Source organism: Paenibacillus brevis (genome assembly GCF_018919145.1).
Classification (GTDB): Bacteria; Bacillota; Bacilli; order Paenibacillales; family Paenibacillaceae; genus Fontibacillus; species Fontibacillus brevis.
In genome coordinates, this window is sequence record NZ_JAHLQJ010000010.1 from 162,382 (window position 1) to 183,992 (window position 21,611).

Sequence of the window (21,611 nt, forward strand, 5' to 3'; positions counted from 1 at the left end):
GGATCTATAACCTTGGAGGCCGATAACGAATGACGACGACATTACGCCCGCCGGCAGTTCCGCTGGTAGCTATTGATCCCTATTTCAGTGTCTGGTCGATGGCAGACAGGCTGACTGACGATTTCACGCGCCATTGGACAGGCAAGCGCAATGCTATGACAGGATTAATCCGTATTGATGGTATTCCATGGCGCTTCGCAGGACGGACAGAACCCAACCCGGAACAATATTACACCGAGCCGGAGGCCATGCGGCAGACCGGAGTTCAAGTCACGCCATTATCCACGACCTACCGTTTTGAAGCGGGAGGCGTTGCGCTGGAAGCTGTATTCACAAGTCCGCTTTTACCCGACAGTCTGGAGCTGTTGTCCCGGCCGGCATCCTATGTGTCCTTCCGGGTTCATTCCATCGACGGCAAGCCTCATACCGTGCAGATTTATTTCGATGTTACAGGGGAATGGTGCGTAAATACGAGTGATCAAAAGGTTATTCTGGAAAAGGAGCAGTCCGATGGCCTGACGGTCTTGAAGGCAAGCCATGCGGAGCAGCAGGTTCTAAATGCTTCCGGCGATGATCACCGGATTGATTGGGGAACCCTGATGCTTGCTGTGCAACAGATGTCTGACACGCAGACCTGGATCGGATCGGCACAGATCCGGAAGGCGTTCTTACGATCAGGCGAGCTTAAGCCGGCAGAATGGGAGCCCCAACTGGAAACGTCCGAAGCGCATGAAGTCCGCGCGGCACAGCCGGTGCTGGGCACCCTGTGGGATTGCGGCGAAATCCATGGAGAGGAAGAAAAGTCGCATCTGATCGTGCTTGCCTATGATGATATATATGCGATTGAATATTTTGGGGAGAAGCTCGAGGCCTATTGGAAAAAAACGGGCCAGTCCGCCCTGGAAATGGTTGCGGCGGCATATCGGGAATACGCTGAGATCATGATTCGATGCGAGGCATTTGATCAGCGCCTCCTAGCGGATGCTATCGCTGCGGGCGGAGAGAAATATGGTGATATTCTGTCCATGTCCTACCGTCAGGCCATCGCTTCTCATAAGCTGGTGCTTGATTCAGAAGGGCAGCCGCTGTTCATGTCCAAGGAGTGCTTCAGTAACGGCTGCATCGCAACCGTCGACGTCAGCTATCCTTCCATTCCGATGTTTTTGTTGTACCAGCCTGAGCTGGTGCGGGGCATGATGCGGCCGATAATGAAATATGCGGCGAGCGATGCATGGCCGTTTGAATTTGCCCCGCATGATGTGGGCCAGTATCCGCTTGCCAATGGGCAGGTGTACGGAGAGAATGCGCGTGAGGCGCAGATGCCGGTGGAAGAATGCGGCAATATGCTGGTGATGGCAGCGGCGGTCAGCCTGGCTGACGGGCATCTGGAGTTTGTGGCGGAGCACCGCCAATTATTGTCTCAGTGGGCAGATTACCTGCTGGAATTCGGACTGGATCCGGAGAATCAGCTGTGTACAGATGATTTTGCGGGACATTTAGCCCGGAATGCCAACTTATCGGCTAAAGCGATCATGGGGGTGGCGAGCTATTCCATCCTGTGCGGATTACTGGGTGACTCTGCGGAAGCTGACCGCTATCTGCAGGCGGCCAAGAACATGGCTGCCCAATGGGCTCAGCTTGCAGCGAACAAAGGCGAGGGGAGCCCGCACACCAAGCTTTCATTTGGCAGTGAGGACACCTGGAGCCTGAAATACAATCTGATCTGGGATCTTATTTTCGATACGCAAATCTTTGACAAGACCATCATTCAACGCGAGATCAAATGGTATCTGGAACAACAAAATCGTTACGGCGTTCCGCTTGATAACCGGAAGTCCTACACGAAGGGAGACTGGCTGGTGTGGGCGGCTTCGTTGGCGGAGGAGCAACAGGATTTCGAGGCGATGATCGCCCCGCTGTGGGATTTCATGAACGAGACCGGCGACCGCGTTCCGTTCTCGGATTGGTATGATACAATTACCGGCCGGCAAATCGGGTTCCAGCACCGCAGCGTGGTAGGCGGCATGTTCATCAAGGTGCTGAAGGATAAGGGACTTGCCCAGGCGGGTTATTCATGAGCTAAGCTTTATCGGTGAGCCACCCTAGCGGGTGGCTTTTCTATGGCAAAATCATAGGATGCGCTTTCTTTTATTTTGTTAATTTGGTTTTCGTGCTATAATATGGCTTGATTAAAAACCCGTTGGCAATGGATTAATTTTATTACATATGTTCCGCAACTTTTACTTTCCTGTTCGGTATTATTTATTAGTGAGAGTTCAAAGAGTCGGCTTTTCAGTGCCGATTGAATCACTTCGTGATCAAAAGATAACTTTTTGAACAACCTCTATTAGATGGGTCGGACGGGAAGATGTATATGGACGGGCGAGGAGGATCGCGCTGTGATGACGGATTCCCAAATGATTCGAGAGATTAAGGAAGGCAATACAGAGCTCTATTCCGAGCTAATGCGCCGTTACCAGCGCAAAATTCTGGCCTTCATTTATCACATGTTAAAGAGCGCTCATCTGGAGCTGCTAGCAGAGGATATTTGTTCGGAGACGTTCTACAAGGCATTCCGGAGCCTGCATTCCTTCCGAGAGGTGGATGCTTCGTTCTCAACCTGGCTGTATACGATCGCGAGAAACACGGTGCTCAGCGAGCTTCGCAAGCAGCGGAGCAGCAATATTCCGCTGGAAGAGAGCGGATTTGTACCTGTTGCATCTAACGATGTGGTTCCCGAACAGGCCATTCTCCGTAATGAGAAGGTCGGCATGGTGCGGGAAGCGATCAATAATTTACCGGAGAAGCAGCGTTCGGCCCTGATTTTGCGGGAATACGAGCAGCTGGATTATCAGGAAATCGCCAATATACTCGGCCAGAGTGTGAGCGCAGTGAAATCCTTGCTTTTTCGGGCGAGGAGCAGTGTGAAGAATCAGCTTGAACCCTATCTGTATGAACCTGTTTTCGAGCAATATGAAGGGATGAAAAGCAGATGAATTGTAAAGAGGCCCAAGAGCTGTTTGGAGTCATGCCCGAATTGCCGGAGAGTGATCCTAAACGCAAAATGCTGGAATCGCACCTGCTAGGCTGCGAGTATTGTGCAGCTGAATATAAGATATGGAATTACAGCTTGGATGCTGTCCTAGCCATGCCCACAGAGGTAACGGAGTTTCAAGCCGAGCAAGTGAACCGGCGGGTGATGGACAGAATTTATGCGGAATCTCCATGGCTTGCACCGGATATCCGGGACAAAGCTCACTCCAGACGGCTTCGCCGCAGAAGCACTATCTGGGCTGCATGCTTTATGGCGGTGTTTCTCATCAGCAGCATTTTGTTTGCCTTGGGCGGTTCCTTTAAGGAGGAGCAGCAATCTCAACAGCTGACAGGCATTCTGCCGGCAGTTGTTCTGGCGGCTGACGAAGAGATGTCTTCCGATTTCTCCTTCACTTTGCCGGGAGTTTCCCGCGGGATCGTGGATCCGTTCGTTGTACAATTGGGCCCTGCTTATCCGCAGTACTGGATGCTGCTCTCGTCGGCAGGGATGGTTCTTGCATTTGTATCCTGGAAGGGCCTGCGCCGCTACCGGAGATAGGCCGTTTAATAGATTCAGACATAACGCTCCCCGCACGCTGTTGCGAAGGGGCGTTTTTTTGATCATTTTTTTAATCATAACGTGCTATAATGGTCTGACATAGAAAAAGGAGGGTGCAGCTATGCTGATAGGTTTGATCAGACACGGTTTAACCGACTGGAATGCGGTTGGAAGAATTCAGGGTCAAAGTGATATCCCGCTGAATGAAGAAGGACGGAGACAGGCTGGACTTCTTGCTGACCGCCTGAAGAACGAGCAAGAGCCTCGCTGGGACTTTGTAATTACGAGTGGACTTTCCCGGGCTCAAGAGACGGGCTCCATCCTGGCCCAAACGCTGGGTATCCCGTTATTGGATCCGGACTCACGCATTGTTGAACGTTCTTTCGGACAAGTTGAAGGATTGACCTCGGCAGAACGGGAAGCAAGATGGGGCAAGGATTGGATTCTTCAAGACCTGGGTCAAGAGACCGAAGATCAGTTGCGTGCCCGGGCGTTGTCTTTTCTGCAAGAGATGGAGGAAAAATACGGCGGTAGCAATGTGCTTGTTGTGTCGCATGGCGCTTTGCTGGCTCAGATGTATGAAGCCCTTTTTCCTCAGCAATGCACGGAACGCATCGGCAATTTGTCGCTAACCATCCTGGAGAACCATGCCGCGGAATGGAAGCTGAATCTATACAACTGCACCCGCCATCTGGAGTATGCGTCCAAGGAAAATTAAATGGAGTGTCAAGCCGCAGGATATGATATTATTCTGCGGTTTTTTTGCGTGCTTGTATTATACTTAGGCTGAAACTATACCTAGTAGAGGATAAGTGAAATATGAAGCGTATTTTACTGATAGAAGATGACAGAACCCTAAGCCATGGTATTCTGCTAACGTTAAGAAATCACAGCATAGCCGTGGAACAGGCCTATGACCTCCACTCGGCAAGGAAGCTTGCTGGTAAAGGGGTCTTTGATTTGTTTATTCTGGATATTAACCTGCCGGATGGAAGCGGTCTGGATTATTTACAGGAATTGAGAGGCTCTCTCCATACCCCGGTGATTCTGCTGACGGCCAATGATATGGAGACTGATATTGTAGCTGGACTGGAAATGGGCGCGGACGATTATGTAACAAAGCCGTTCTCCTTGGCCGTGCTTCGTGCGCGCGTGAATAATCAGCTTAGACGCAGGGAGCAGCTTGTTAGCGGGCTGTTCGTCATGGATGATTTCAGGTTCGACTTCGAACATATGGAATTCCGTAAGAAAGATCAGTTAATCGAGCTTAGCAAAACTGAGCAAAAGCTACTGCGCTTGTTGGTGATCAACCGGGGGATCATTTTGCCGCGCGCCGATTTGATTGACCGGATCTGGACGGATGGAGCCGAATTTGTCGATGAAAATGCCTTGTCCGTCACGATCAAGCGGCTGCGGGACAAGCTGGAATCGATCCCTTCTAAGCCTGAATACATCCGGACGGTATATGGCATCGGCTACACCTGGAAAGCGGGGGATTCGTGAATAGGCTGCAATGGGTCGTGCTGCCGGCAGCCCTCCTGGTACTGTTCTTAGCTATTGTGCTTGCGTGGTACACCGTCTACCGGCAGAAGAAATTGATGAAGAGATTGAATGACATGCTGGATTCTGCGATCACAAGCAGCTTCTCAGAGACGATGTTTGACGAGAGCATGCTCTCTGCGGTAGAGACGAGAATGGCAAACTATTTGTCGGCTTCGGTTCTCTCCGCTCGGAATCTGTCTGGTGAAAGGGACAAGATCAAGACGCTGCTAGCGGATATTTCTCACCAGACCAAGACGCCGATTGCCAACATCTTGCTCTATGCCGAGCTGCTGAACGAGCAACGGCTTCCTGAGGAGAGCAAGTCCAGTCTGGAGGTACTGAAGGGGCAGGCCGAGAAGCTGGCATTCCTCGTAGATGCTCTCGTAAAAATATCGAGGCTGGAATCCGGAGTGCTTGTGCTTAGCTCAAAGCAGCAGTCGGTTCAGCCATTACTTGAACAGGTCTTGGAGCAGGCTATTCCGAAAGCGGCAGCGAAGCGAATTCGAATTAAGGTGAACTTTGATCATGCTGAGGGAACAGCCTGCTATGATCTGAAGTGGACGGCAGAAGCCCTTTATAATCTGCTGGACAATGCGATTAAATATACGGCTCCGGGAGGGGAGATTCAGCTCGCTGTGAAGACGTATGAACTGTTTCTCCGCATGGATGTATCCGATAACGGCATCGGAATTTCCGAGGAGGAGTTGCCGCGGATTTTCAGCCGTTTCTACCGTTCTCCCGCAGTTAGCGAGACGGAAGGGGTCGGTATCGGTCTTTATCTCTCACGGCAAATCATCACGGGTCAGGGCGGCTATATCAAGGTTCAATCCACGCCGGATGCGGGCAGCATCTTCTCAGTTTATTTGCCGCTGGAGAAATAGAGCGAATATCTTTCAGAACTGTTAGAATTCATGCTGCGCTCGAAAGAATGTGGAAAGATGATGCTGGTAAAGTCTGTATGAGCAAGTCGAATACAGACTTTTCTTTTTGGGGAGGCAAACGGGGAATGGAGATTTTAAAGACCTCGGGTTTAAAGAAGGTATACGGAAAAGGAGAAACCGCGGTCAGGGCTCTCGACGGGATTGACTTTCAGGTGAACAAAGGAGAATTTGTCGGTATCGTCGGCACTTCCGGATCGGGTAAATCAACCTTGCTGCATATGCTGGGCGGGCTAGACCGTCCGACGTCAGGCACGGTATGGGTAGACGGTAAGGATATTTTTGCCCTTGGGGATGAAGAGCGCACGATCTTTCGCCGCAGAAAAATTGGATTCGTCTTTCAGAATTACAATCTCGTGCCCGTTCTGAACGTATATGAGAATATCGTGCTGCCGATTCAATTGGATGGCAACGAGCCGGACAAGCAGAATATAGACAATATCATTGAGACGCTGGGTCTGCATTCAAAGCTGCACAATCTATCCAATCAATTGTCCGGAGGACAGCAGCAGCGGGTGGCAATTGCCCGGGCGCTGGCTGCCAAGCCGGCCATTATCCTGGCGGATGAACCAACGGGAAACTTGGATAGCCGGACCAGTCAGGACGTGATGGGGCTGCTCAAGGTCACCAGTCAGAAATTTGCCCAGACGATTGTGATGATTACGCATAATGAAGAGATTGCCCAGCTGTGCGACCGGATCATTCGAATCGAGGACGGGAGAGTCGTAGGCGGTGAACGGGCATGATCAAGGTGAGCAACAAGAAATCGATCTCCCGGCTGGCCTGGAGATCGTTAACGGCAAATCGGAACCGGAATGTAATTGCGATTCTCGCCATCATGTTGACTACGCTCTTGTTCACCGCGCTGTTTACGATTGCGCTTTCCATTAATCATGCTTATCAGCAGGCTAATTTTCGGCAGGTGGGCGGATATGCCCATGGCGGCTTCAAGTATTTAACGGAATCCCAATTCCATGAATTGAAGGATGACCCGTTGATCCGGGCCTATGGCCAGCGCAGGTTTGTCGGCATGCCGTCGGATGCCCCGTTTAATAAAGCCCATGTAGAAGTCAGTTATAGTGATAAGCGTGAAGCGAAATGGATGTTTGCCGATCCTTCCGAGGGACAACTGCCTAATGAAGGAACGCAGGAGGCGGCTACAGATACCCGGGTATTATCCTTGCTGGGGATCGAGCCTAAACAGGGCGCGAGGTTCGAGCTCACCTTTGAGGTGGATGGCAAGGAGACGACGGAAGCTTTTATTCTTAGCGGATGGTGGGAATATGACGAGGCTGTTGTTGCCAGTCATGTGCTCATTCCCGAGAGTCGTGCCGAAGAGATTTTCGAACGCCTGGACACCCGGGGCGAGGATGGCATGACAGGCACCTATCATATGGATGTCATGCTCGGGAGCTCGCTTCATATCGAGCGGGATTTGAATGCGATTCTGGAGCGGCACGGCTACCAAAGCGACCGCGGAGCCGAGGGCAACTATATTGCTATTGGAGTGAATTGGGGTTATACCGGCGCCAAGCTGGCTGAAAATATTGATCCGATGACCGGCTTAATGATTGTTCTGCTGCTGATTATTATCATGTTCACCGGCTACCTGATCATATATAATGTGTTCCGGATTTCTGTGACGACGGATGTCCGTTTCTATGGTCTGCTTAAAACGGTCGGAGCCTCTGGAAGACAGCTTAAGAGAATGGTTCGTAGGCAGGCGCTGCTGTTATCGGCCGTGGGTATTCCCTTAGGATTCCTTATCGGATATGTTGTGGGGGTGCTATTAACGCCGGTGATGCTGAAGCATCTGAATGGAGTGTCTAATCAGGCCCTAACGATAAATCCGCTTATCTTTATCTGTGCATCGGTATTTTCGCTGGGAACTGTACTGCTATCTTGTGCGAGACCCGGAAGAATGGCTGCCCGCGTCTCTCCGGTGGAGGCGGTGCGTTATACCGAAAGCTCTTCGGGACGAGGTTCCGTATCCATCCGCAAAAGGAAGGGGAAGCTATCTCTGGCAAGCATGGCCCGGGCAAATCTGGGCCGCAGCCGAAGCAAAACCATCATTACCGTGATTTCTCTCTCCCTTGCTGTAGTATTACTTAATTTGGCTGTAACCTTCACGAATGGATTTGATATGAACAAGTATCTATCGGATATGGTTGCTGATTTTGTTGTGGGTGATGATGATTATTTTCAAGTGGGCGGATCCTTGTGGAATAAGGATATGGAGGTTACGGAAGAGGTTATTGCCGGCATCCGCAAGCGGGGCGGCATTGAGCAGGATGGAAGGATATACGGGCAGACCAGCACTGTGCTGGAGTTTGTAAGCGAGGATTTCTACCGGTCCAAATGGGGCTACTGGAATGATGAAGCGACATTGGATGCCATGGTTAATCATCTGGAGCGTCTTCCAGACGGCAGGCTGGGTGATCAGGCACAGCTCTATGGCATGGAGCGAAGCCCGCTGGATAAGCTGACGGTGGTAGAGGGGGATATTTCCAAGCTCTATGAGGCAGGCAGCCGGTATATTGCTGCGGTATATAGCGTAGACGATTATGGAAATGCGGTCATATCCTCCCACTGGGCACGGCTCGGTGATGTCATTACCCTGCGTTATGTGGAGGAGTTGGAATACTATAATCCCGACACAGGGGAGGTTTATGATCCGGATCTTATTCCGGCGACCGAGTCTGTCTATGCCAGGCCGCTGATTTATCAAGATAAGCAATATGAAGTAGCCGCTCTGGTGGGCGTGCCGCATTCGCTAAGCTACAGATACTACGGACCGGACGAGTTTGTGTTGAATGCGGAGACGTTTATTCAGGATACGGGTACGAATGCCATTATGCAATACAGCTTTGATACAACGGATGCAGCAGAAGGAGCAATAGAAGCCTTCTTGTCGGATTATACAACAACCGCGCAAGCAGACTATGATTATGAGAGCAAACAGACGTATGCAGAAGAGTTTGAGAGCTTTCGTTCTATGTTTTTGCTGCTGGGCGGCGTATTGTGTGCGGTTATCGGTTTGGTAGGTGTACTCAACTTCCTGAATGCTGTTCTGACGGGCATTCTGGCCCGTAAAAGGGAGTTTGCCGTACTTCAATCCATTGGAATGACCGGGCAGCAGCTCAAGGGGATGCTGGTGTGGGAAGGATTATATTACACGTTAGGCGCAATTGGATTGTCGCTGGTGATTTGCGCATTGTCTGCACCATTGGTTGGACCGGCTTTGTCCAGCATGTTCTGGTTCTTTACCTATCATTTTACGCTGCTTCCTGTATTGTATGTAGCCCCGTTATTCGCATTATTGGGTGTCATTCTGCCTCTTCTAGTCTATCGGAAGCTGGCACGCCAGACGATTGTAGAGCGGCTGCGTGATATGGAAGGATCATAGAATGAAGCAACTTATAGTAGTAAAAATACCCGGGCATGTCCGGGTATTTTTTTGTCTTTTCCCGAATAAAGTTCAGAAATTTCCCCATAATGGTAGTAAAACGGCGAGGCGGGATGTTATGAATCTGGCAGATATGCTTACCTATGCCGATATCGGTCAGCTTAGCAGAATAGCGAACCATTACCAGTGCGACTGCAACGGGAATTCAAAGCATGAGCTCATTCAATCCATCCTGCAAAGGATCGGAAGAAGAGAATTTCTGGAGCAAAACGTTGAGGACATGAGCATGGAAGATTTACGCTTCTTGAATGCGCTGCTCTTTGACGGCCGCCGGCATTTCAGCCTGGAGGAGCTGGTCGCTTGTGCACAGCATTCACGGTTTACGGATGATGCGAGGGAAAAGGAGAACCCGAGGGATGTCATCTCCCGGTTCCGGCAGCGAGGCTGGCTATTCCAGGGGATGACCCAAAACACCCGTTACTTGTATGAGGTTCCGGAGGACTTGAAGCGGCGCTTCAGAGAGGTATTGGAGCGAAGATTCATGGCCGGCATGATTGCTCTGGGGGAGGAGCCGTCTATCTACCGGGAGGAGCCGGACCTGCTTAGCGAGGATCTCTTGCTGTTTCTGCGGTATATTCGGGATCATGAGGTCCCGCTCAATAACGAGGGCGTCATGTACCGGAGGAACCAGCAGCAGTTGCTGGAGGCGCTTCATGTTGCCGAGCCGCTTGTGGGGAAAGGCTGGAGGTTCGGCTATGGCCGGCGCTTCAAGGATTACCCCAACCGGATGTCGCTGCTGTATGATTATGCCACCCAATCCCGTTTGATTCAGGAGAACCTGGATTCATTAATCCTTACCTCTGCGGGAGAGTCCTTTCTGCTGGAGGAACGCAGAGAACCCATGATGCAGTTTGTCCTGTTTTGGTTAAGACTCTATAAAGGGCCGATTCCAAACCTGCTCTCTTTAGTCTACTGGACGCTGCACTGCTGCCGGGAATGGGTGTCGCTTGCTTCGCTGTTCCGCAATTTGTCGCCCTTGATCAAGCCTTTTTTCTACGATTCATCAGAATCTATCTTTGAAGAACGAATCATCCGGATGCTGCTGCATCTCGGCATGGTAAGAATCGGCGATAACGGTCAAGGAGAGAAGTATATCCAGACGACTCCCTTTGGCAGAACGGCCGTACATAAGCTGACCAAAGAGTAGCAGACAATCAGATCTCGGCAAAATAATCACTCCTTATTTATGCGCTGGAGGTGCATCCTATGGATCAGATGAAGGTGACTTACGAAGCAATGCTCAGTTTGGCCGCGGAAATGGTCTGGGACGAGGCTTTGCGCAAACACCGTTCGGAGCAAATTTATTGCGAGATCGACAATGCGCTTGCCCAAGGCGATGAGACGGCGTTTCGTCTCTTGACGGAAGAATTGAGAATGTTGAAAAAATAAAGAAATGCCTTCTCGGCATTTCTTTTTTTGTCTGTCGAACTTGTCAACGACAGAAACATGTATATAATAGGTACGAAAAAGAAGGGGGCAGATGTAATGAAATTCAGCGAGTTTGAAGCGAAGACCTGGGATGAAATGAAGGAATTCTTCGATACCTGTCTTCTCCCGGTGACTGGATTAACCGGAAGCGAAGCGCCCCATGAGGCTGCCGAGCGGCTTGAGCTGCTTCGTGATGTCATGGACTGGATCGAGTCTCCTTTTCAAGGAAGAGTGGTAACTTACCCGGCTATCCAATATGGTGGTGCCGAGGTGGCAGACCAGATCAACAAGATCATCCAAGGCGTGAGGCAAGCGGGATTTACCTATGTTATCGTGGCTTCGACATTGGAGGAGTTGAATAAAGAGCTGCTGCCAGAAGTGAATTTGATCGTGACGCCGCAGCGTTATGCCGAATCTGCTGGTCAACATCAATCACAGAATCCTGCAGTTAAAGAACAAATTCTCAGTTTATGGCAAGAGGGAAAGTAGAATAAATGTGACAAAATTTCGACTTTTACATAGATGGAAACTCCCGAATGATGGAAAAGTTGTGTCAAATTCTTGACGGTCCAAATGCGCTAATATATTATAAATATGACTTCTATAATAATGTGATAATTGTCATTGAAGACAGCGGCATTTTAGCGTGTAAAGGGGGTTGAAGAGAGTATGAGCCATCAGCACGAGGAGCACGAACCATCGCACAAACCGCCTGTCCGTAAGGAAATGTCCAGACGGCAGTTTCTTACATACACCTTGGGAGGTGCCACCGCCTTTATGGCAGCAGGCGTTACGCTTCCAATGGTCCGGTTTGCCGTAGACCCGATCCTGAGGGATAAAGGAGAGGGTGCTTTCGTAAAAGTGGCCGAGGTCAGCAAAATTACGAATGAACCGCAGGAATTCCACTTTGAATTGAAGCAGCAAGACGGATGGTACTTAAGCACAGCGAACCTGGTTGCCTGGATTCGCAAAGACGAGAACGGAAATATTTATGCGCTTTCACCGATTTGTAAGCATCTTGGATGCACGGTCGGCTGGAACAGCAACAGCAATTTTCCGGACCAATACCATTGCCCTTGCCACGGAGCGCATTATACGAAGGAGGGCAAGCAACTGGCCGTTGCTTCCAAGCCGCTCGACGAGTATAAGGTCATGATTAAGGATGACTGGGTATATCTCGGCGAGATCGTTCCGAACACGATTGTATCTTAAGGAGGCGCAAATCCTGATGTTTAAAAATGTGTACGACTGGATTGATGAACGTCTCGATATTACGCCGATCTGGAGAGACGTTGCGGATCATGAGGTGCCGGAGCATGTCAACCCGGCGCACCATTTCTCCGCATTCGTATACTGTTTCGGCGGCCTGACGTTTTTTATCACCGTGATTCAAATCTTGTCGGGGATGTTCCTGACGATGTATTATGTGCCGGATATTATTAACGCTTACAAGAGTGTTGAATACTTGCAGACCCAGGTTGCCTTCGGACAAATCGTACGCGGCATGCACCACTGGGGGGCCAGTCTGGTCATTGTCATGATGTTCCTGCATACGCTTCGTGTCTTCTTTACAGGCTCCTATAAGGCGCCTCGTGAGATGAACTGGGTGGTTGGGATGTTGATCTTCTTCGTCATGATCGGGCTTGGGCTGACCGGATATCTGCTTCCTTGGGATAACAAAGCGTACTTTGCTACCAAGGTCACGCTCGAAATCGCCAACTCCATTCCGGTGTTAGGACCGGTGATGAAGGAACTGCTGCAAGGCGGCACGATTGTCGGCGCCGAGACCTTAACCCGCTTTTTCGCCATTCATGTGTTCTTCCTTCCTGCCGTACTGCTGATCCTTCTGGTAGGACACTTTATTATGATCCGCAGACAAGGAATATCCGGCCCACTCTAGGTCAATCCTTGTATTCGGGCAGCATGGACTTAGGACGATAGAAGTGCGGGTTCAACCTCTAGAAGAGAAGGGAGGCAATAAATATGGCTCATCATGACAAATCGAAGCAGGAAAAGGTTGTATTCGTCGGCGATTCCCGGGTCAGAAGGGGCAACGGATTCATTACGCCTCCTGACTATACGGCATATCCCGGCAAATCCGAGGCATTTATTCCGAATTTTCTGCTCAAGGAGTGGATGGTCGGCGTCGTGGTGCTTGTCGGATTCCTCGTACTGACCATTTCGGAGCCAGCTCCGTTAGGGTTCCCCGCGGACCCGAGCGCTTCGGTCATTCCGATGCCCGACTGGTACTTCTTGTTTCTGTATCAATATTTGAAATATCCGTATGCCTCAGGCAACTATGTTATTTTAGGAACGATGGGTATTCCGACGGTTGCATTCGGTGCATTGCTGCTGGCTCCATTCCTGGACACAGGCAAGGAACGCCGGTTCTACAAACGGCCGATTGCTTCAGCGCTGATGTTCCTGTCTCTGGCATCCCTCATTTATTTAACTAATTTTGCGTGGACGCACTATAAGCATGAGCTGGAAAAAGCGGGCGTCGAGCCCGAGCATATTCAGCGTGAGGAGCAAGCGCTTGAGAATCGCCTCGCCGGGCTTCCTCCGGCAGGCAGTGAACCGCAGACCGAGATCGCCATCGTTGATAAGGATGATCCGGCAATGGAGTTCTATACCAAAGCCAATTGCATAAGCTGTCATGGCACAGACCTGAAGGGCTCGGGCGCCCCTTCGCTGAGGGGTGTCGGTGACAAGCATGATCAAGAAGCTATCCTTGCCATTATCAAAGAAGGATATAATGGGAAGATGCCTCCGATGTATACTGCAGCGATTAATGCAGGCTTAACTGACGAGGATGTCGATCATTTGGCCGAATGGCTTGCGAAGCAAAAGGCGGAAGCAGTAGAATAGAAGGAACAGAAAACCTGATCGGGTAACGGTCAGGTTTTTCATTTACATAAGGAAAGAGGAATACATCTTGAAGCTGTCATTTTTCTGGAGCCGTTCTTTTCTGGCTTCTCGTCCGATTCTGTGGACGTTGTTCGTGTGCAATCTGCTTGGCACGATCTACGGTTACGTCTGGTATGAGGCCCAGCTTCGTTACACCTGGGATAACCATGCGATGTGGCAACTTATCTTCGTCCCGGATAGTCCGACGGCAAGTCTGTTTTTTACTCTATCACTTCTGTTCCTGCTGCTGCCGAATCTACTAGGACGATTCCGCTTTCTGCGCGGATTGATTGAAGGATTGGCGGTCGTAACTAGCGTGAAGTACGGGATCTGGGCGGTAAGCATGATCTTTGCAGGTGCGGCCATGGGGGATTCGCTGGTGTGGCAGGATGGGATGCTTGTAGCATCCCATTTGGCGATGGCTGTTGAAGCCCTGTTGTTCGTCCGGTTTTTCAGCTTGCGGTCTGTTATGCTCGTCATTGCCGGAGCCTGGACCTTGCTTAATGATACTGTCGATTACGGTTTTGGGGTCTATCCTTGGCTGCCCAGACCATTGTGGGACTACGTTCCAGCTGTCGCCGTATTCACAGTGCTGCTGACGCTGGCAAGCATAGGGGCCGGTTGGGTGGCCTTGAAATATGGAAAACGAAACGGAGCATTGGAGCCCTGAGCGGAATCCGCATCAATTCTGTCTTCGCACACATTATGTCTTTCATCACGGACAAAATTGGTTCTATGTAGGGACAACCCGCCATACCATGTGGTAAAGGAGGGATTGTCCGTGAAAATACTGGCATTAAACCGATGGCTCCTGTTACTGATATGCTGCTTACTGCTGCTTGCCGTCTGGCTGAGTCCGGCTATTGCACATGCAGAGATGAACAATACAGCTCTGCCAAAAGGGAATGAGCGGGAACAGAAGCTGGCGCAATTTGAGCAAATAACCGAGACCTTGTACCGGGACATGCAGGATATTAACCTGACCGATGCACCCAAGCAGATGGAATTGCTTATTGATTCGCTGGAGGGGCTGTCTTTTCAAGGCTTAACTTCAGTTGAGGGAATTCATGCGCTGGCGGAAGTGATTATGGATACGCGCGGTACACTTGCGGAAGTGAATGTAGATCCGGAAGCATGGGCAAGATCATCCGCCAAGCTGCGACTTGCCGTGAATAGTCTCACCCATCAGAATAAAGCGCTATGGATGCAATATTATAAGGTGCTGGCCGATGATTTGGACGGAATGACCAAGAGCAGGGCGGAAGGAAAGCGAACCGTGCTGCGGGAATATTTTCTGTCCCTGCAATCGCATTATGATATCGTTCGTCCTGCGCTGATTATCAGCCGTCAGCCGTCGGAAGTGAATAAATTTGATTCATGGCTCTCTTACATGGGTCAAATCAGCAAGGACACCTCGGTGGATGACGCTTCGCTCAGCCGTTCGATTGAGCAAGGCGAGGCCGCTTTGAAGGAGCTGTTCGGGCGCAAAGGTGCAGACCCCGTCTTCCTGCCGATTACCGGATACAGAAATCCCTGGTCTTGGACACTGCTGATCGGCGGGTGGATTCTGCTGGCGCTTCTCTACACCGGATTGCGTAAATACCAAGCCTACCAGAATGTCGAGTCGGTGCACGGACCTTCGGAGAGAGCGGATCGGTTTCGATTTTGAGGGCAAGGTATATACACATAAACGAGTAAGGCGGCTTTCGTCCTGATTTTATGGGATGAAGGCCGTTTTATTTTTCTAGGGAAGGGTGAATCACAAAAGACTATAAACATAGTCTAATGAGATGCCGATAAAATAAACAGAGACGTGAATACGAGGAGGGGATTTTCTGAAAGGAAAAGAGAAAAGCATTAGCCGTTCCGAGCTTGTGGTGATGAATGTGCTATGGCGAGAAGGGCGCTGTCCGGCCAGCAGGATTGTTGACCAGGTCGCGAAGCATTCTGATTGGCATTTCCGCACGGTGAAGACCCTCTTGCGAAACCTGGTAGCGAAGGGTTTTGTAGGTTATGAAGTCGATGCGCAGGACAGCCGAATATACTACTATACGCCCCTGGTGGATGAAGAGCAGTATTTGCAGCAGGAGCGGCAGCAATTTCTTCATCTATACTATGGAGGAGACCGCAGTTCCCTGCTGGCAGGATTTCTGCAGGATGGCAAATTATCCGCTGCAGAGGCGGAGAAGCTCCGGCAGATGCTTAAATCCAGTGCCGAGGAGGAGTGAATGGCGTGACGATGCTGTTGCCCATGCTTTTTCTGAAAGGATTGGAGCTAACGCTAGCCGGTTCGGTAATCGCAGTTCTGCTGCTTTTGATCCGCCGCTTCGGATCCAAGAAGCTGGGTCCCCGGGTCATGTGCTGGCTATGGACTATTCTCCTTTTGAAGCTTCTGCTGCCCGTATCCTGGTCAGGGATGGTTAGTCTGGAGAATTGGACTGATCCGTATCTGTATGATGTTCGGTACGGCGCAGGCAAAATGGTGACTGAAGCGGGAAAGGTATGGAATGGGCTTCGAGACCGTTTGCTTCCTCAAGAAAAGGAATGGATGGCTTACAGCCCAATGAGAATGTATCAAAACGGGCAGGAACTGCAAGTGCCGATGCCTGCCGTGAAGCAGGAGCTTGTAAGTTCTCTCCAGGCTCAAACCAGCATGATGCAGTCTCAAACGGTCATGGCGATTCTCTGGGTCACAGGGGGAGCGGGCGTGTGGTGCTGGAAACGCTGGAAAAGCCGCGGCGTACGAAGATGGATTGCAATGTCTGTGCCTTTTAATTGTGCTGAGTTGGATCGATTGCTGGAGGATTGCTGTAGGGAGATCAACATTCGCAGCCGGGTTCGGCTGATGCGCTCGGCGCTTCCCTATCCGGCCTTGCATGGATGGTTCCGTCCTGTGATTCTATTGCCTTATGAGAGTATGACGCTCTACGCTAAGGAGGAACTGAGACTTATTTTGCTCCATGAGCTATGGCACTATAAGCAGAAGGATATACTGATGTTCTTGCTGGCTCGCTTTCTTCGGCTCATTCATTGGTTTAACCCATTGATCCGACTGGCGCTTAATCGATTTGAAGAGGATTTGGAAATTCGCTGTGATTGGCGGGTGCTGCGTCAACTGGAGCGTGAAGAGGGATTGAGCTACGGCTTGCTGCTTATTCGTCAGGGAGAGCTCAACGGAGGTACGTTACCGAGTTGCGGACCGGGACTCCCGTTGTTGACCGGGGCATCCAGAGTCAGACATCGTCTCGGCCATGTGGCAGTCTTCCTTAAACAGTCGTATGGAAATGTTAATGTCCAACGCCCATGGCGTATTTTGTTGGGAATCAGCGTGACTTTTATGCTGGCGTTTATCCTGCTGCCTTCCAATAATCTCTATGGTCTGCTTCGCCAAGAGCAAACACCGATGCTTTATGCCTACTGGCTTGAAGAAGGGGCCAATCCGCGGGATACAGATGTGATCAACAGTATGACCGCTCAGATGATCGGGATAACAGGAAGTGCTGTCGGCGACTCGCCTGTTCGGCTCGTTTATCAATCGCCATTTGAAGCGGATGCTTTCCAGCATACCTGGAATCGGCTGCATTTGCTGATTGAGTCCGAGGAACAACCGTGGCCCATACAAGTTGATGTTCGTCCTATCCGGGCAACCATGCACGAACAAGGCCTTTCATCCGGTAATGTGTTATTGATGCTCCACTATCCATATCGTCCGATAAAATATTGGGGCTTCAGCAGCGGCAAAAAAATGATGAGCGATCTATCCAGCCTGGAACTGTTGGACAGCATGAAAGTGTATTGATACTTTTGCTCGTTATGGCGAGTGAATGTATTGATATACTTCAATAGACTATAATCATAGTCTATTGTGATTTCATTGAATCTATATTAGAAAGGATGATTATCATGCAATTTGGATCTTTGGAACATTGTATGTGTGTCTATCATGCTCCGACCATTGGAGGTATGAGAAAGCAAACCGCGATGACGGAGACGGGGACAGTGAGATCCTTCAATCAATATTTGACACCGCTTCTCACAGGGATGTTGTACCCCTCTTTAGAGCAAACTGACGGGGTGTCTTCCAGTAATTTAGCAAGTCTTCTGCCGTTGTTCATGTTATCCTCCAATCTATCGCCCTTCGGCAGCTTCAATGGAATGAACAACAGCACCCTCTCCTTAATGCCGTTGCTGTTCAGTACCGGGATTGGGGGCACCGCTTATGCACAGCCTTATTCCAGGTATCTTAGCCCCTTGCTTTCAAGTCGGCTGGAGCCGAATTCTAGGATTAACCTGACGCTGTAAAAGACGCAAGGTTTCAGAAGGTATAATAAGCTAAACTTTGTAGCAAGCCAGTTGCCGATTCCCGGTACAGGCTCTTTAAATTGAACGGGGGATGGCGATGGGTTAGTTATCAGGAACAAAGTGTGGTTGGCGGCACTGAGTAAATATTATTATTTTTCGTCATATTATTCCAAAAATATGGTAGGGTAGAATGTAGAAATTAAGTAAGGAACAGGGGCGCAAATTCCATTTGTTATGTGGAATTTCTGTAGTGCGGGGATAGCGGAATTATATGAAATTCCAGCAAACTGTATACAATCATTAAACACGAACAAACATTCTATTAATGAATGGGTATATGTGGTAGAATAAGGAAGTACAATTGAATCTTGGGTGGGCATGGTTTTCCTTCGTAAGGAGGTGAAGCCATGGAAGTTAAAGATGCAATTCAGATCATGTTCCTATTCGGAATGTTTATTCTTGCACTTTTAACGTACATCGGGAACAACAACAAGAGAAAGTAAAAACCCACCCAAAGGTTAGCGCCAGAGGTGGGTTTTTATTGCCTAGACTTAGAAGGGAATAAACCATCCAAGCCATTTGTATAGCCGAGTGTTAGCCGCACTCGGTTTTCTTATAACGATCATAACATATACTGAATTGACTGAAAACCATGTAAATGAAATGTATAAAAAACTTGCATAAAAATCTTATAACCGTATGAAGTAATTTGAATGAAGGGAGAATATTGGTGATTGAAAACCTTGAAGTAGATGATTTTATCTATCAGGCAGATATATCTTTACCATTAGTAGTAATGATGTGTGGTGTGGCTGGATCAGGAAAAACAACATTTTCTCAACGATTAGAGCAGAGGGGCTTTGTACGTCTCTCCATTGATGAAGAAATATGGGCGACAAATGGCCGTTATGGAATTGATTATCCAATTGAAATGTATGAGCAACTTAAGGTTGAAGCCGAATTAAAGCTGCGTAATGAACTAGTAAATCTCTTGAAAGAAAAGCGCAATGTGGTTATTGATTTTAGTTTTTGGCAACGGAAGAGGCGAGATGAATATAAGAAGTTAATTGAAGAAGGAGGAGGTGAGTGGAAGCTTGTTTATTTGAAAGTTCATCCTAATGAATTGCTTAAACGACTTCGAATACGGAGCCAGCGATTCGATGCTAATGCTGCATTTACAATAACAGAAGAGATATTATCTTCATTCCTAAAGGGTTTTGAAGTACCTTCTGGAGAAGGTGAAATTATCATAGAGGCAGAGAATAATCAAAGCGATTAATAGTGTAGGAGTTTCAAAGAAGGCGCCTTAAGCCTCTCGGGTTCGTAGATACGACAACGTTAGGTGAAATACCCAAGGGAAAAATTCAAAAACGGAGTGATCGTCAATGTATAGTTCATACGGTGAACTTTGTACAGAAGTTTATGATCTTAGCAAGCCACTAGGCCATTCATTCGGGGATGTAGAGTATTATTTAGAGCGTCTTTCAAACGTTAAAGGAAATGTGCTTGAAGTTGGATGTGGGTCTGGTAGAGTCTTGATTCCATTACTACAATCTGGAATAGCAATTGATGGATTAGATAACTCAGATGCAATGCTGGATTCTTGCAGAAGAAGATGCAATGAATTAAATCTTTCACCTAAACTTATTAAAGATGAGATGCACGAGTTTACTTTATCAAATCAATACGATGCGATTATTATTCCTGGGGGATCATTTCAATTAATAGAAGGTAGAGAACAAGCGATCACAACACTAAATCATCTTTATTCCTATTTGTTGCCCGGTGGTAGGCTGATAATGGATTTGTCTATTCCGACTGATTTAAATACAAATTCCACCTCTACAAGGACGTGGAGTACCCCTAATAATGAAGTCATTGTTTTAGAAGATAAACGCGTTGAAGTTAATATTCTTGAACAGAAGATAGTATCTTTGTTGAAGTATGAGAAATGGAAAGAAGGAAATCTAATACAAGCTGAACTTCAAAGATTTCCTCTAAGTTGGTATGGCAATTATGAGTTTAACTTATTACTTGAACAATCGGGTTATCAAGAGATTACTATATCGGCTGATTATAAGTTTAAGAATAAACCTATAAGTGCTGGACAGATGATTACATACGAAGCTATTAAGGCTGAAGAATAGTCGAAGAAATCGGGTGCTTCACCTACTACCATGTTCACGCTTCAGGCCATTCGACCCTCGTTCCGGTAGAAGTTAGGAAGATTCGGAGATGCATTTGGCAGCAGCGGGAAGTAGAGTCAGCCGGACACATCCAACTCCCTAACCGCATCGCGGCCGCCCTCCGAGCTTAAGGGGGTTGGACGTCGTTGAATACAACAACGTTAGCTGAAATACGGAGGAGTAAGATCATGAAAACCATAAGTGAATCTATAGTCTACAAAAAAACTGAGCAATCTTCAATTTATGCTGATATCTATTATCATGGAAGTCAAACTCCTGTTATTATCTACATTCATAGTGGAGCGCTAATATTTGGCACAAGAAAGTGGTTGCCAATTGAGCAGGTTGAAATATATAAGAATGCTGGATTTAGTGTCATAAGTATTGATTATAGGCTTGCTCCAGAGACGAATTTTCAATTAATTATTGAGGACGTAGAGGATGCCTTAAATTGGGTTAGATCTACTGTATCGAAAATGTACGATTTCAATACGGATAAGATTGCTCTTATTGGAAGTTCAGCGGGGGCTTACCTTAGTTTGGTTAGTGGAACAATGGAATGTAGACCTAATGCAATAGTTTCCTTTTACGGTTACGGTGATATCTTAGGAAAGTGGTATTCTGAGCCAAATGAATTTTACTGCAGAAGACCCATTGTTAATCTTGTAGAAGCTGAAAAATATCTTAGTGACTCTGAAGTATCAGAAGGCTCGTGGGAAAGGTTTAATTACTATCTTTGGTGCCGTCAGCATGGAACTTGGGTTGAGAAGGTAACAGGTTTTAATCGAGATATAGATAGTGAGTTATTAAGAAAGTATAACCCTGTCGATAATATTTCTAAGTACTTTCCGCCAACACTCTTTTTGCATGGGGACAAAGATACTGATGTACCTTATGAACAGTCTTTGATAATGTATGAAGAATTACGAAAAGTTGGTATTGAAACTGAGCTAATTACAGTTAATGGTGCTGATCATGTATTTGATCAAAATATGAATGATGTACAGGTTAAAAAAGCGTTTGAGAAAACAGTAGGATTTCTCAAAAAACATTTATGTGAATAAATCTAGGAAGCTCTACACTTCAGCTAACACAACATTAACGCAACGTCGAATACGCTCCTCGGTTGGAAGAAGAAATAGCAGAGAAGTAACTCACCACACAGATGCCTACCTAGATAAGAGACTATCTAAGGTGGGCGTCCGTCGTGAATACAAGAACGTTAGCTGAAATTCTTGCAATGATAATTG

General features: G+C 48.4%; 23 protein-coding genes. All 23 read left to right on the plus strand.

The window, feature by feature from the left end; translation table 11 throughout:
* The first annotated feature begins 29 nt into the window (after positions 1-29).
* The 23 genes from KQJ23_RS13240 (at position 30) to KQJ23_RS13350 (ending at position 21,425) form a co-directional block, all read left to right on the plus strand.
* Positions 30-2,078: a glutaminase family protein gene (locus KQJ23_RS13240; RefSeq protein WP_216479355.1), complete on the plus strand. Its 2,049-nt coding sequence runs from the start codon at positions 30-32 to the stop codon at positions 2,076-2,078.
* A 324-nt stretch (positions 2,079-2,402) separates the two neighbouring features.
* Positions 2,403-2,996, plus strand: a complete 594-nt coding sequence (locus tag KQJ23_RS13245) for an RNA polymerase sigma factor (RefSeq protein WP_216479356.1) — start codon at positions 2,403-2,405, stop codon at positions 2,994-2,996.
* Positions 2,993-3,592: a zf-HC2 domain-containing protein gene (locus KQJ23_RS13250; protein ID WP_216479357.1), complete on the plus strand. Its 600-nt coding sequence runs from the start codon at positions 2,993-2,995 to the stop codon at positions 3,590-3,592. The genes KQJ23_RS13245 and KQJ23_RS13250 overlap by 4 nt, the downstream gene beginning before the upstream one ends.
* Positions 3,593-3,713: 121 nt before the next feature.
* The gene (locus KQJ23_RS13255; protein WP_216479358.1) at positions 3,714-4,310 is read left to right on the plus strand and encodes a histidine phosphatase family protein; all 597 of its coding nucleotides are present in this window, start codon (positions 3,714-3,716) and stop codon (positions 4,308-4,310) included.
* Positions 4,311-4,411: 101 nt separating this feature from the next.
* The gene (locus KQJ23_RS13260; protein ID WP_216479359.1) at positions 4,412-5,095 is read left to right on the plus strand and encodes a response regulator transcription factor; all 684 of its coding nucleotides are present in this window, start codon (positions 4,412-4,414) and stop codon (positions 5,093-5,095) included.
* A complete protein-coding gene (locus KQJ23_RS13265; RefSeq protein ID WP_346779396.1) occupies positions 5,092-6,015 on the plus strand; it encodes a sensor histidine kinase in 924 nt (307 codons plus the stop codon). Before KQJ23_RS13260 ends, KQJ23_RS13265 begins: the two co-directional genes overlap by 4 nt.
* A gap of 125 nt (positions 6,016-6,140) precedes the next feature.
* Positions 6,141-6,818: an ABC transporter ATP-binding protein gene (locus KQJ23_RS13270; protein ID WP_216479360.1), complete on the plus strand. Its 678-nt coding sequence runs from the start codon at positions 6,141-6,143 to the stop codon at positions 6,816-6,818.
* Positions 6,815-9,478 carry an ABC transporter permease gene (locus KQJ23_RS13275; protein WP_216479361.1) on the plus strand — a complete coding sequence of 888 codons (2,664 nt, stop codon included), beginning with the start codon at positions 6,815-6,817 and terminating at the stop codon, positions 9,476-9,478. Before KQJ23_RS13270 ends, KQJ23_RS13275 begins: the two co-directional genes overlap by 4 nt.
* A 118-nt stretch (positions 9,479-9,596) precedes the next feature.
* Complete coding sequence (locus KQJ23_RS13280; RefSeq protein ID WP_216479362.1) at positions 9,597-10,685, plus strand: hypothetical protein; 1,089 nt, start codon at positions 9,597-9,599, stop codon at positions 10,683-10,685.
* Between the two features lie 59 nt (positions 10,686-10,744).
* Positions 10,745-10,927, plus strand: a complete 183-nt coding sequence (locus KQJ23_RS13285; RefSeq protein WP_044478982.1) for an IDEAL domain-containing protein — start codon at positions 10,745-10,747, stop codon at positions 10,925-10,927.
* Between the two features lie 96 nt (positions 10,928-11,023).
* Positions 11,024-11,455 carry a DUF2487 family protein gene (locus KQJ23_RS13290; protein ID WP_216479363.1) on the plus strand — a complete coding sequence of 144 codons (432 nt, stop codon included), beginning with the start codon at positions 11,024-11,026 and terminating at the stop codon, positions 11,453-11,455.
* A 180-nt stretch (positions 11,456-11,635) separates the two neighbouring features.
* The gene (locus KQJ23_RS13295) at positions 11,636-12,178 is read left to right on the plus strand and encodes a QcrA and Rieske domain-containing protein (protein ID WP_216479364.1); all 543 of its coding nucleotides are present in this window, start codon (positions 11,636-11,638) and stop codon (positions 12,176-12,178) included.
* Between the two features lie 16 nt (positions 12,179-12,194).
* Positions 12,195-12,866: a menaquinol-cytochrome c reductase cytochrome b subunit gene (gene qcrB / locus KQJ23_RS13300; protein WP_044478979.1), complete on the plus strand. Its 672-nt coding sequence runs from the start codon at positions 12,195-12,197 to the stop codon at positions 12,864-12,866.
* An 83-nt stretch (positions 12,867-12,949) separates the two neighbouring features.
* Positions 12,950-13,834 (plus strand): menaquinol-cytochrome c reductase cytochrome b/c subunit, encoded by an 885-nt coding sequence (locus tag KQJ23_RS13305; RefSeq protein ID WP_216479365.1) that lies wholly within the window; start codon positions 12,950-12,952, stop codon positions 13,832-13,834.
* A gap of 67 nt (positions 13,835-13,901) precedes the next feature.
* The gene (locus tag KQJ23_RS13310; protein ID WP_216479366.1) at positions 13,902-14,543 is read left to right on the plus strand and encodes a DUF1405 domain-containing protein; all 642 of its coding nucleotides are present in this window, start codon (positions 13,902-13,904) and stop codon (positions 14,541-14,543) included.
* A gap of 111 nt (positions 14,544-14,654) precedes the next feature.
* Positions 14,655-15,542 carry a sporulation protein YpjB gene (locus tag KQJ23_RS13315; protein WP_216479367.1) on the plus strand — a complete coding sequence of 296 codons (888 nt, stop codon included), beginning with the start codon at positions 14,655-14,657 and terminating at the stop codon, positions 15,540-15,542.
* A 187-nt stretch (positions 15,543-15,729) separates the two neighbouring features.
* Positions 15,730-16,101, plus strand: a complete 372-nt coding sequence (locus tag KQJ23_RS13320) for a BlaI/MecI/CopY family transcriptional regulator (protein ID WP_346779399.1) — start codon at positions 15,730-15,732, stop codon at positions 16,099-16,101.
* 11 nt (positions 16,102-16,112) lie between these two features.
* The gene (locus KQJ23_RS13325) at positions 16,113-17,672 is read left to right on the plus strand and encodes a M56 family metallopeptidase (RefSeq protein ID WP_249529752.1); all 1,560 of its coding nucleotides are present in this window, start codon (positions 16,113-16,115) and stop codon (positions 17,670-17,672) included.
* Between the two features lie 164 nt (positions 17,673-17,836).
* Positions 17,837-18,175: a hypothetical protein gene (locus tag KQJ23_RS13330; protein ID WP_216479369.1), complete on the plus strand. Its 339-nt coding sequence runs from the start codon at positions 17,837-17,839 to the stop codon at positions 18,173-18,175.
* Between the two features lie 407 nt (positions 18,176-18,582).
* Positions 18,583-18,678, plus strand: a complete 96-nt coding sequence (gene comI / locus KQJ23_RS13335; RefSeq protein WP_071784179.1) for a competence inhibitor ComI — start codon at positions 18,583-18,585, stop codon at positions 18,676-18,678.
* Positions 18,679-18,905: 227 nt separating this feature from the next.
* Positions 18,906-19,454, plus strand: coding sequence for a P-loop nucleotide/nucleoside kinase family protein (locus KQJ23_RS13340; protein ID WP_346779397.1), 549 nt, complete (start codon positions 18,906-18,908; stop codon positions 19,452-19,454).
* Positions 19,455-19,560: 106 nt separating this feature from the next.
* Entirely contained in the window at positions 19,561-20,322 is a 762-nt protein-coding gene (locus tag KQJ23_RS13345) for a class I SAM-dependent methyltransferase (RefSeq protein ID WP_216479370.1), read from the plus strand.
* A 227-nt stretch (positions 20,323-20,549) separates the two neighbouring features.
* Positions 20,550-21,425, plus strand: a complete 876-nt coding sequence (locus KQJ23_RS13350; RefSeq protein WP_249529735.1) for an alpha/beta hydrolase — start codon at positions 20,550-20,552, stop codon at positions 21,423-21,425.
* Positions 21,426-21,611 lie beyond the last annotated feature (186 nt).

What these genes read in the sequence shown, in the direction of transcription:
- KQJ23_RS13240 (WP_216479355.1), top strand. Translation starts at nt 30, where the DNA reads ATGACGACGACATTACGCCCGCCGGCAGTTCCGCTGGTAGCTATTGAT.
- KQJ23_RS13245 (WP_216479356.1), top strand. Translation starts at nt 2,403, where the DNA reads ATGACGGATTCCCAAATGATTCGAGAGATTAAGGAAGGCAATACAGAG.
- KQJ23_RS13250 (WP_216479357.1), top strand. Translation starts at nt 2,993, where the DNA reads ATGAATTGTAAAGAGGCCCAAGAGCTGTTTGGAGTCATGCCCGAATTG.
- KQJ23_RS13255 (WP_216479358.1), top strand. Translation starts at nt 3,714, where the DNA reads ATGCTGATAGGTTTGATCAGACACGGTTTAACCGACTGGAATGCGGTT.
- KQJ23_RS13260 (WP_216479359.1), top strand. Translation starts at nt 4,412, where the DNA reads ATGAAGCGTATTTTACTGATAGAAGATGACAGAACCCTAAGCCATGGT.
- KQJ23_RS13270 (WP_216479360.1), top strand. Translation starts at nt 6,141, where the DNA reads ATGGAGATTTTAAAGACCTCGGGTTTAAAGAAGGTATACGGAAAAGGA.
- KQJ23_RS13275 (WP_216479361.1), top strand. Translation starts at nt 6,815, where the DNA reads ATGATCAAGGTGAGCAACAAGAAATCGATCTCCCGGCTGGCCTGGAGA.
- KQJ23_RS13280 (WP_216479362.1), top strand. Translation starts at nt 9,597, where the DNA reads ATGAATCTGGCAGATATGCTTACCTATGCCGATATCGGTCAGCTTAGC.
- KQJ23_RS13285 (WP_044478982.1), top strand. Translation starts at nt 10,745, where the DNA reads ATGGATCAGATGAAGGTGACTTACGAAGCAATGCTCAGTTTGGCCGCG.
- KQJ23_RS13290 (WP_216479363.1), top strand. Translation starts at nt 11,024, where the DNA reads ATGAAATTCAGCGAGTTTGAAGCGAAGACCTGGGATGAAATGAAGGAA.
- KQJ23_RS13295 (WP_216479364.1), top strand. Translation starts at nt 11,636, where the DNA reads ATGAGCCATCAGCACGAGGAGCACGAACCATCGCACAAACCGCCTGTC.
- qcrB (WP_044478979.1), top strand. Translation starts at nt 12,195, where the DNA reads ATGTTTAAAAATGTGTACGACTGGATTGATGAACGTCTCGATATTACG.
- KQJ23_RS13305 (WP_216479365.1), top strand. Translation starts at nt 12,950, where the DNA reads ATGGCTCATCATGACAAATCGAAGCAGGAAAAGGTTGTATTCGTCGGC.
- KQJ23_RS13325 (WP_249529752.1), top strand. Translation starts at nt 16,113, where the DNA reads ATGCTGTTGCCCATGCTTTTTCTGAAAGGATTGGAGCTAACGCTAGCC.
- KQJ23_RS13330 (WP_216479369.1), top strand. Translation starts at nt 17,837, where the DNA reads ATGAGAAAGCAAACCGCGATGACGGAGACGGGGACAGTGAGATCCTTC.
- comI (WP_071784179.1), top strand. Translation starts at nt 18,583, where the DNA reads ATGGAAGTTAAAGATGCAATTCAGATCATGTTCCTATTCGGAATGTTT.
- KQJ23_RS13345 (WP_216479370.1), top strand. Translation starts at nt 19,561, where the DNA reads ATGTATAGTTCATACGGTGAACTTTGTACAGAAGTTTATGATCTTAGC.
- KQJ23_RS13350 (WP_249529735.1), top strand. Translation starts at nt 20,550, where the DNA reads ATGAAAACCATAAGTGAATCTATAGTCTACAAAAAAACTGAGCAATCT.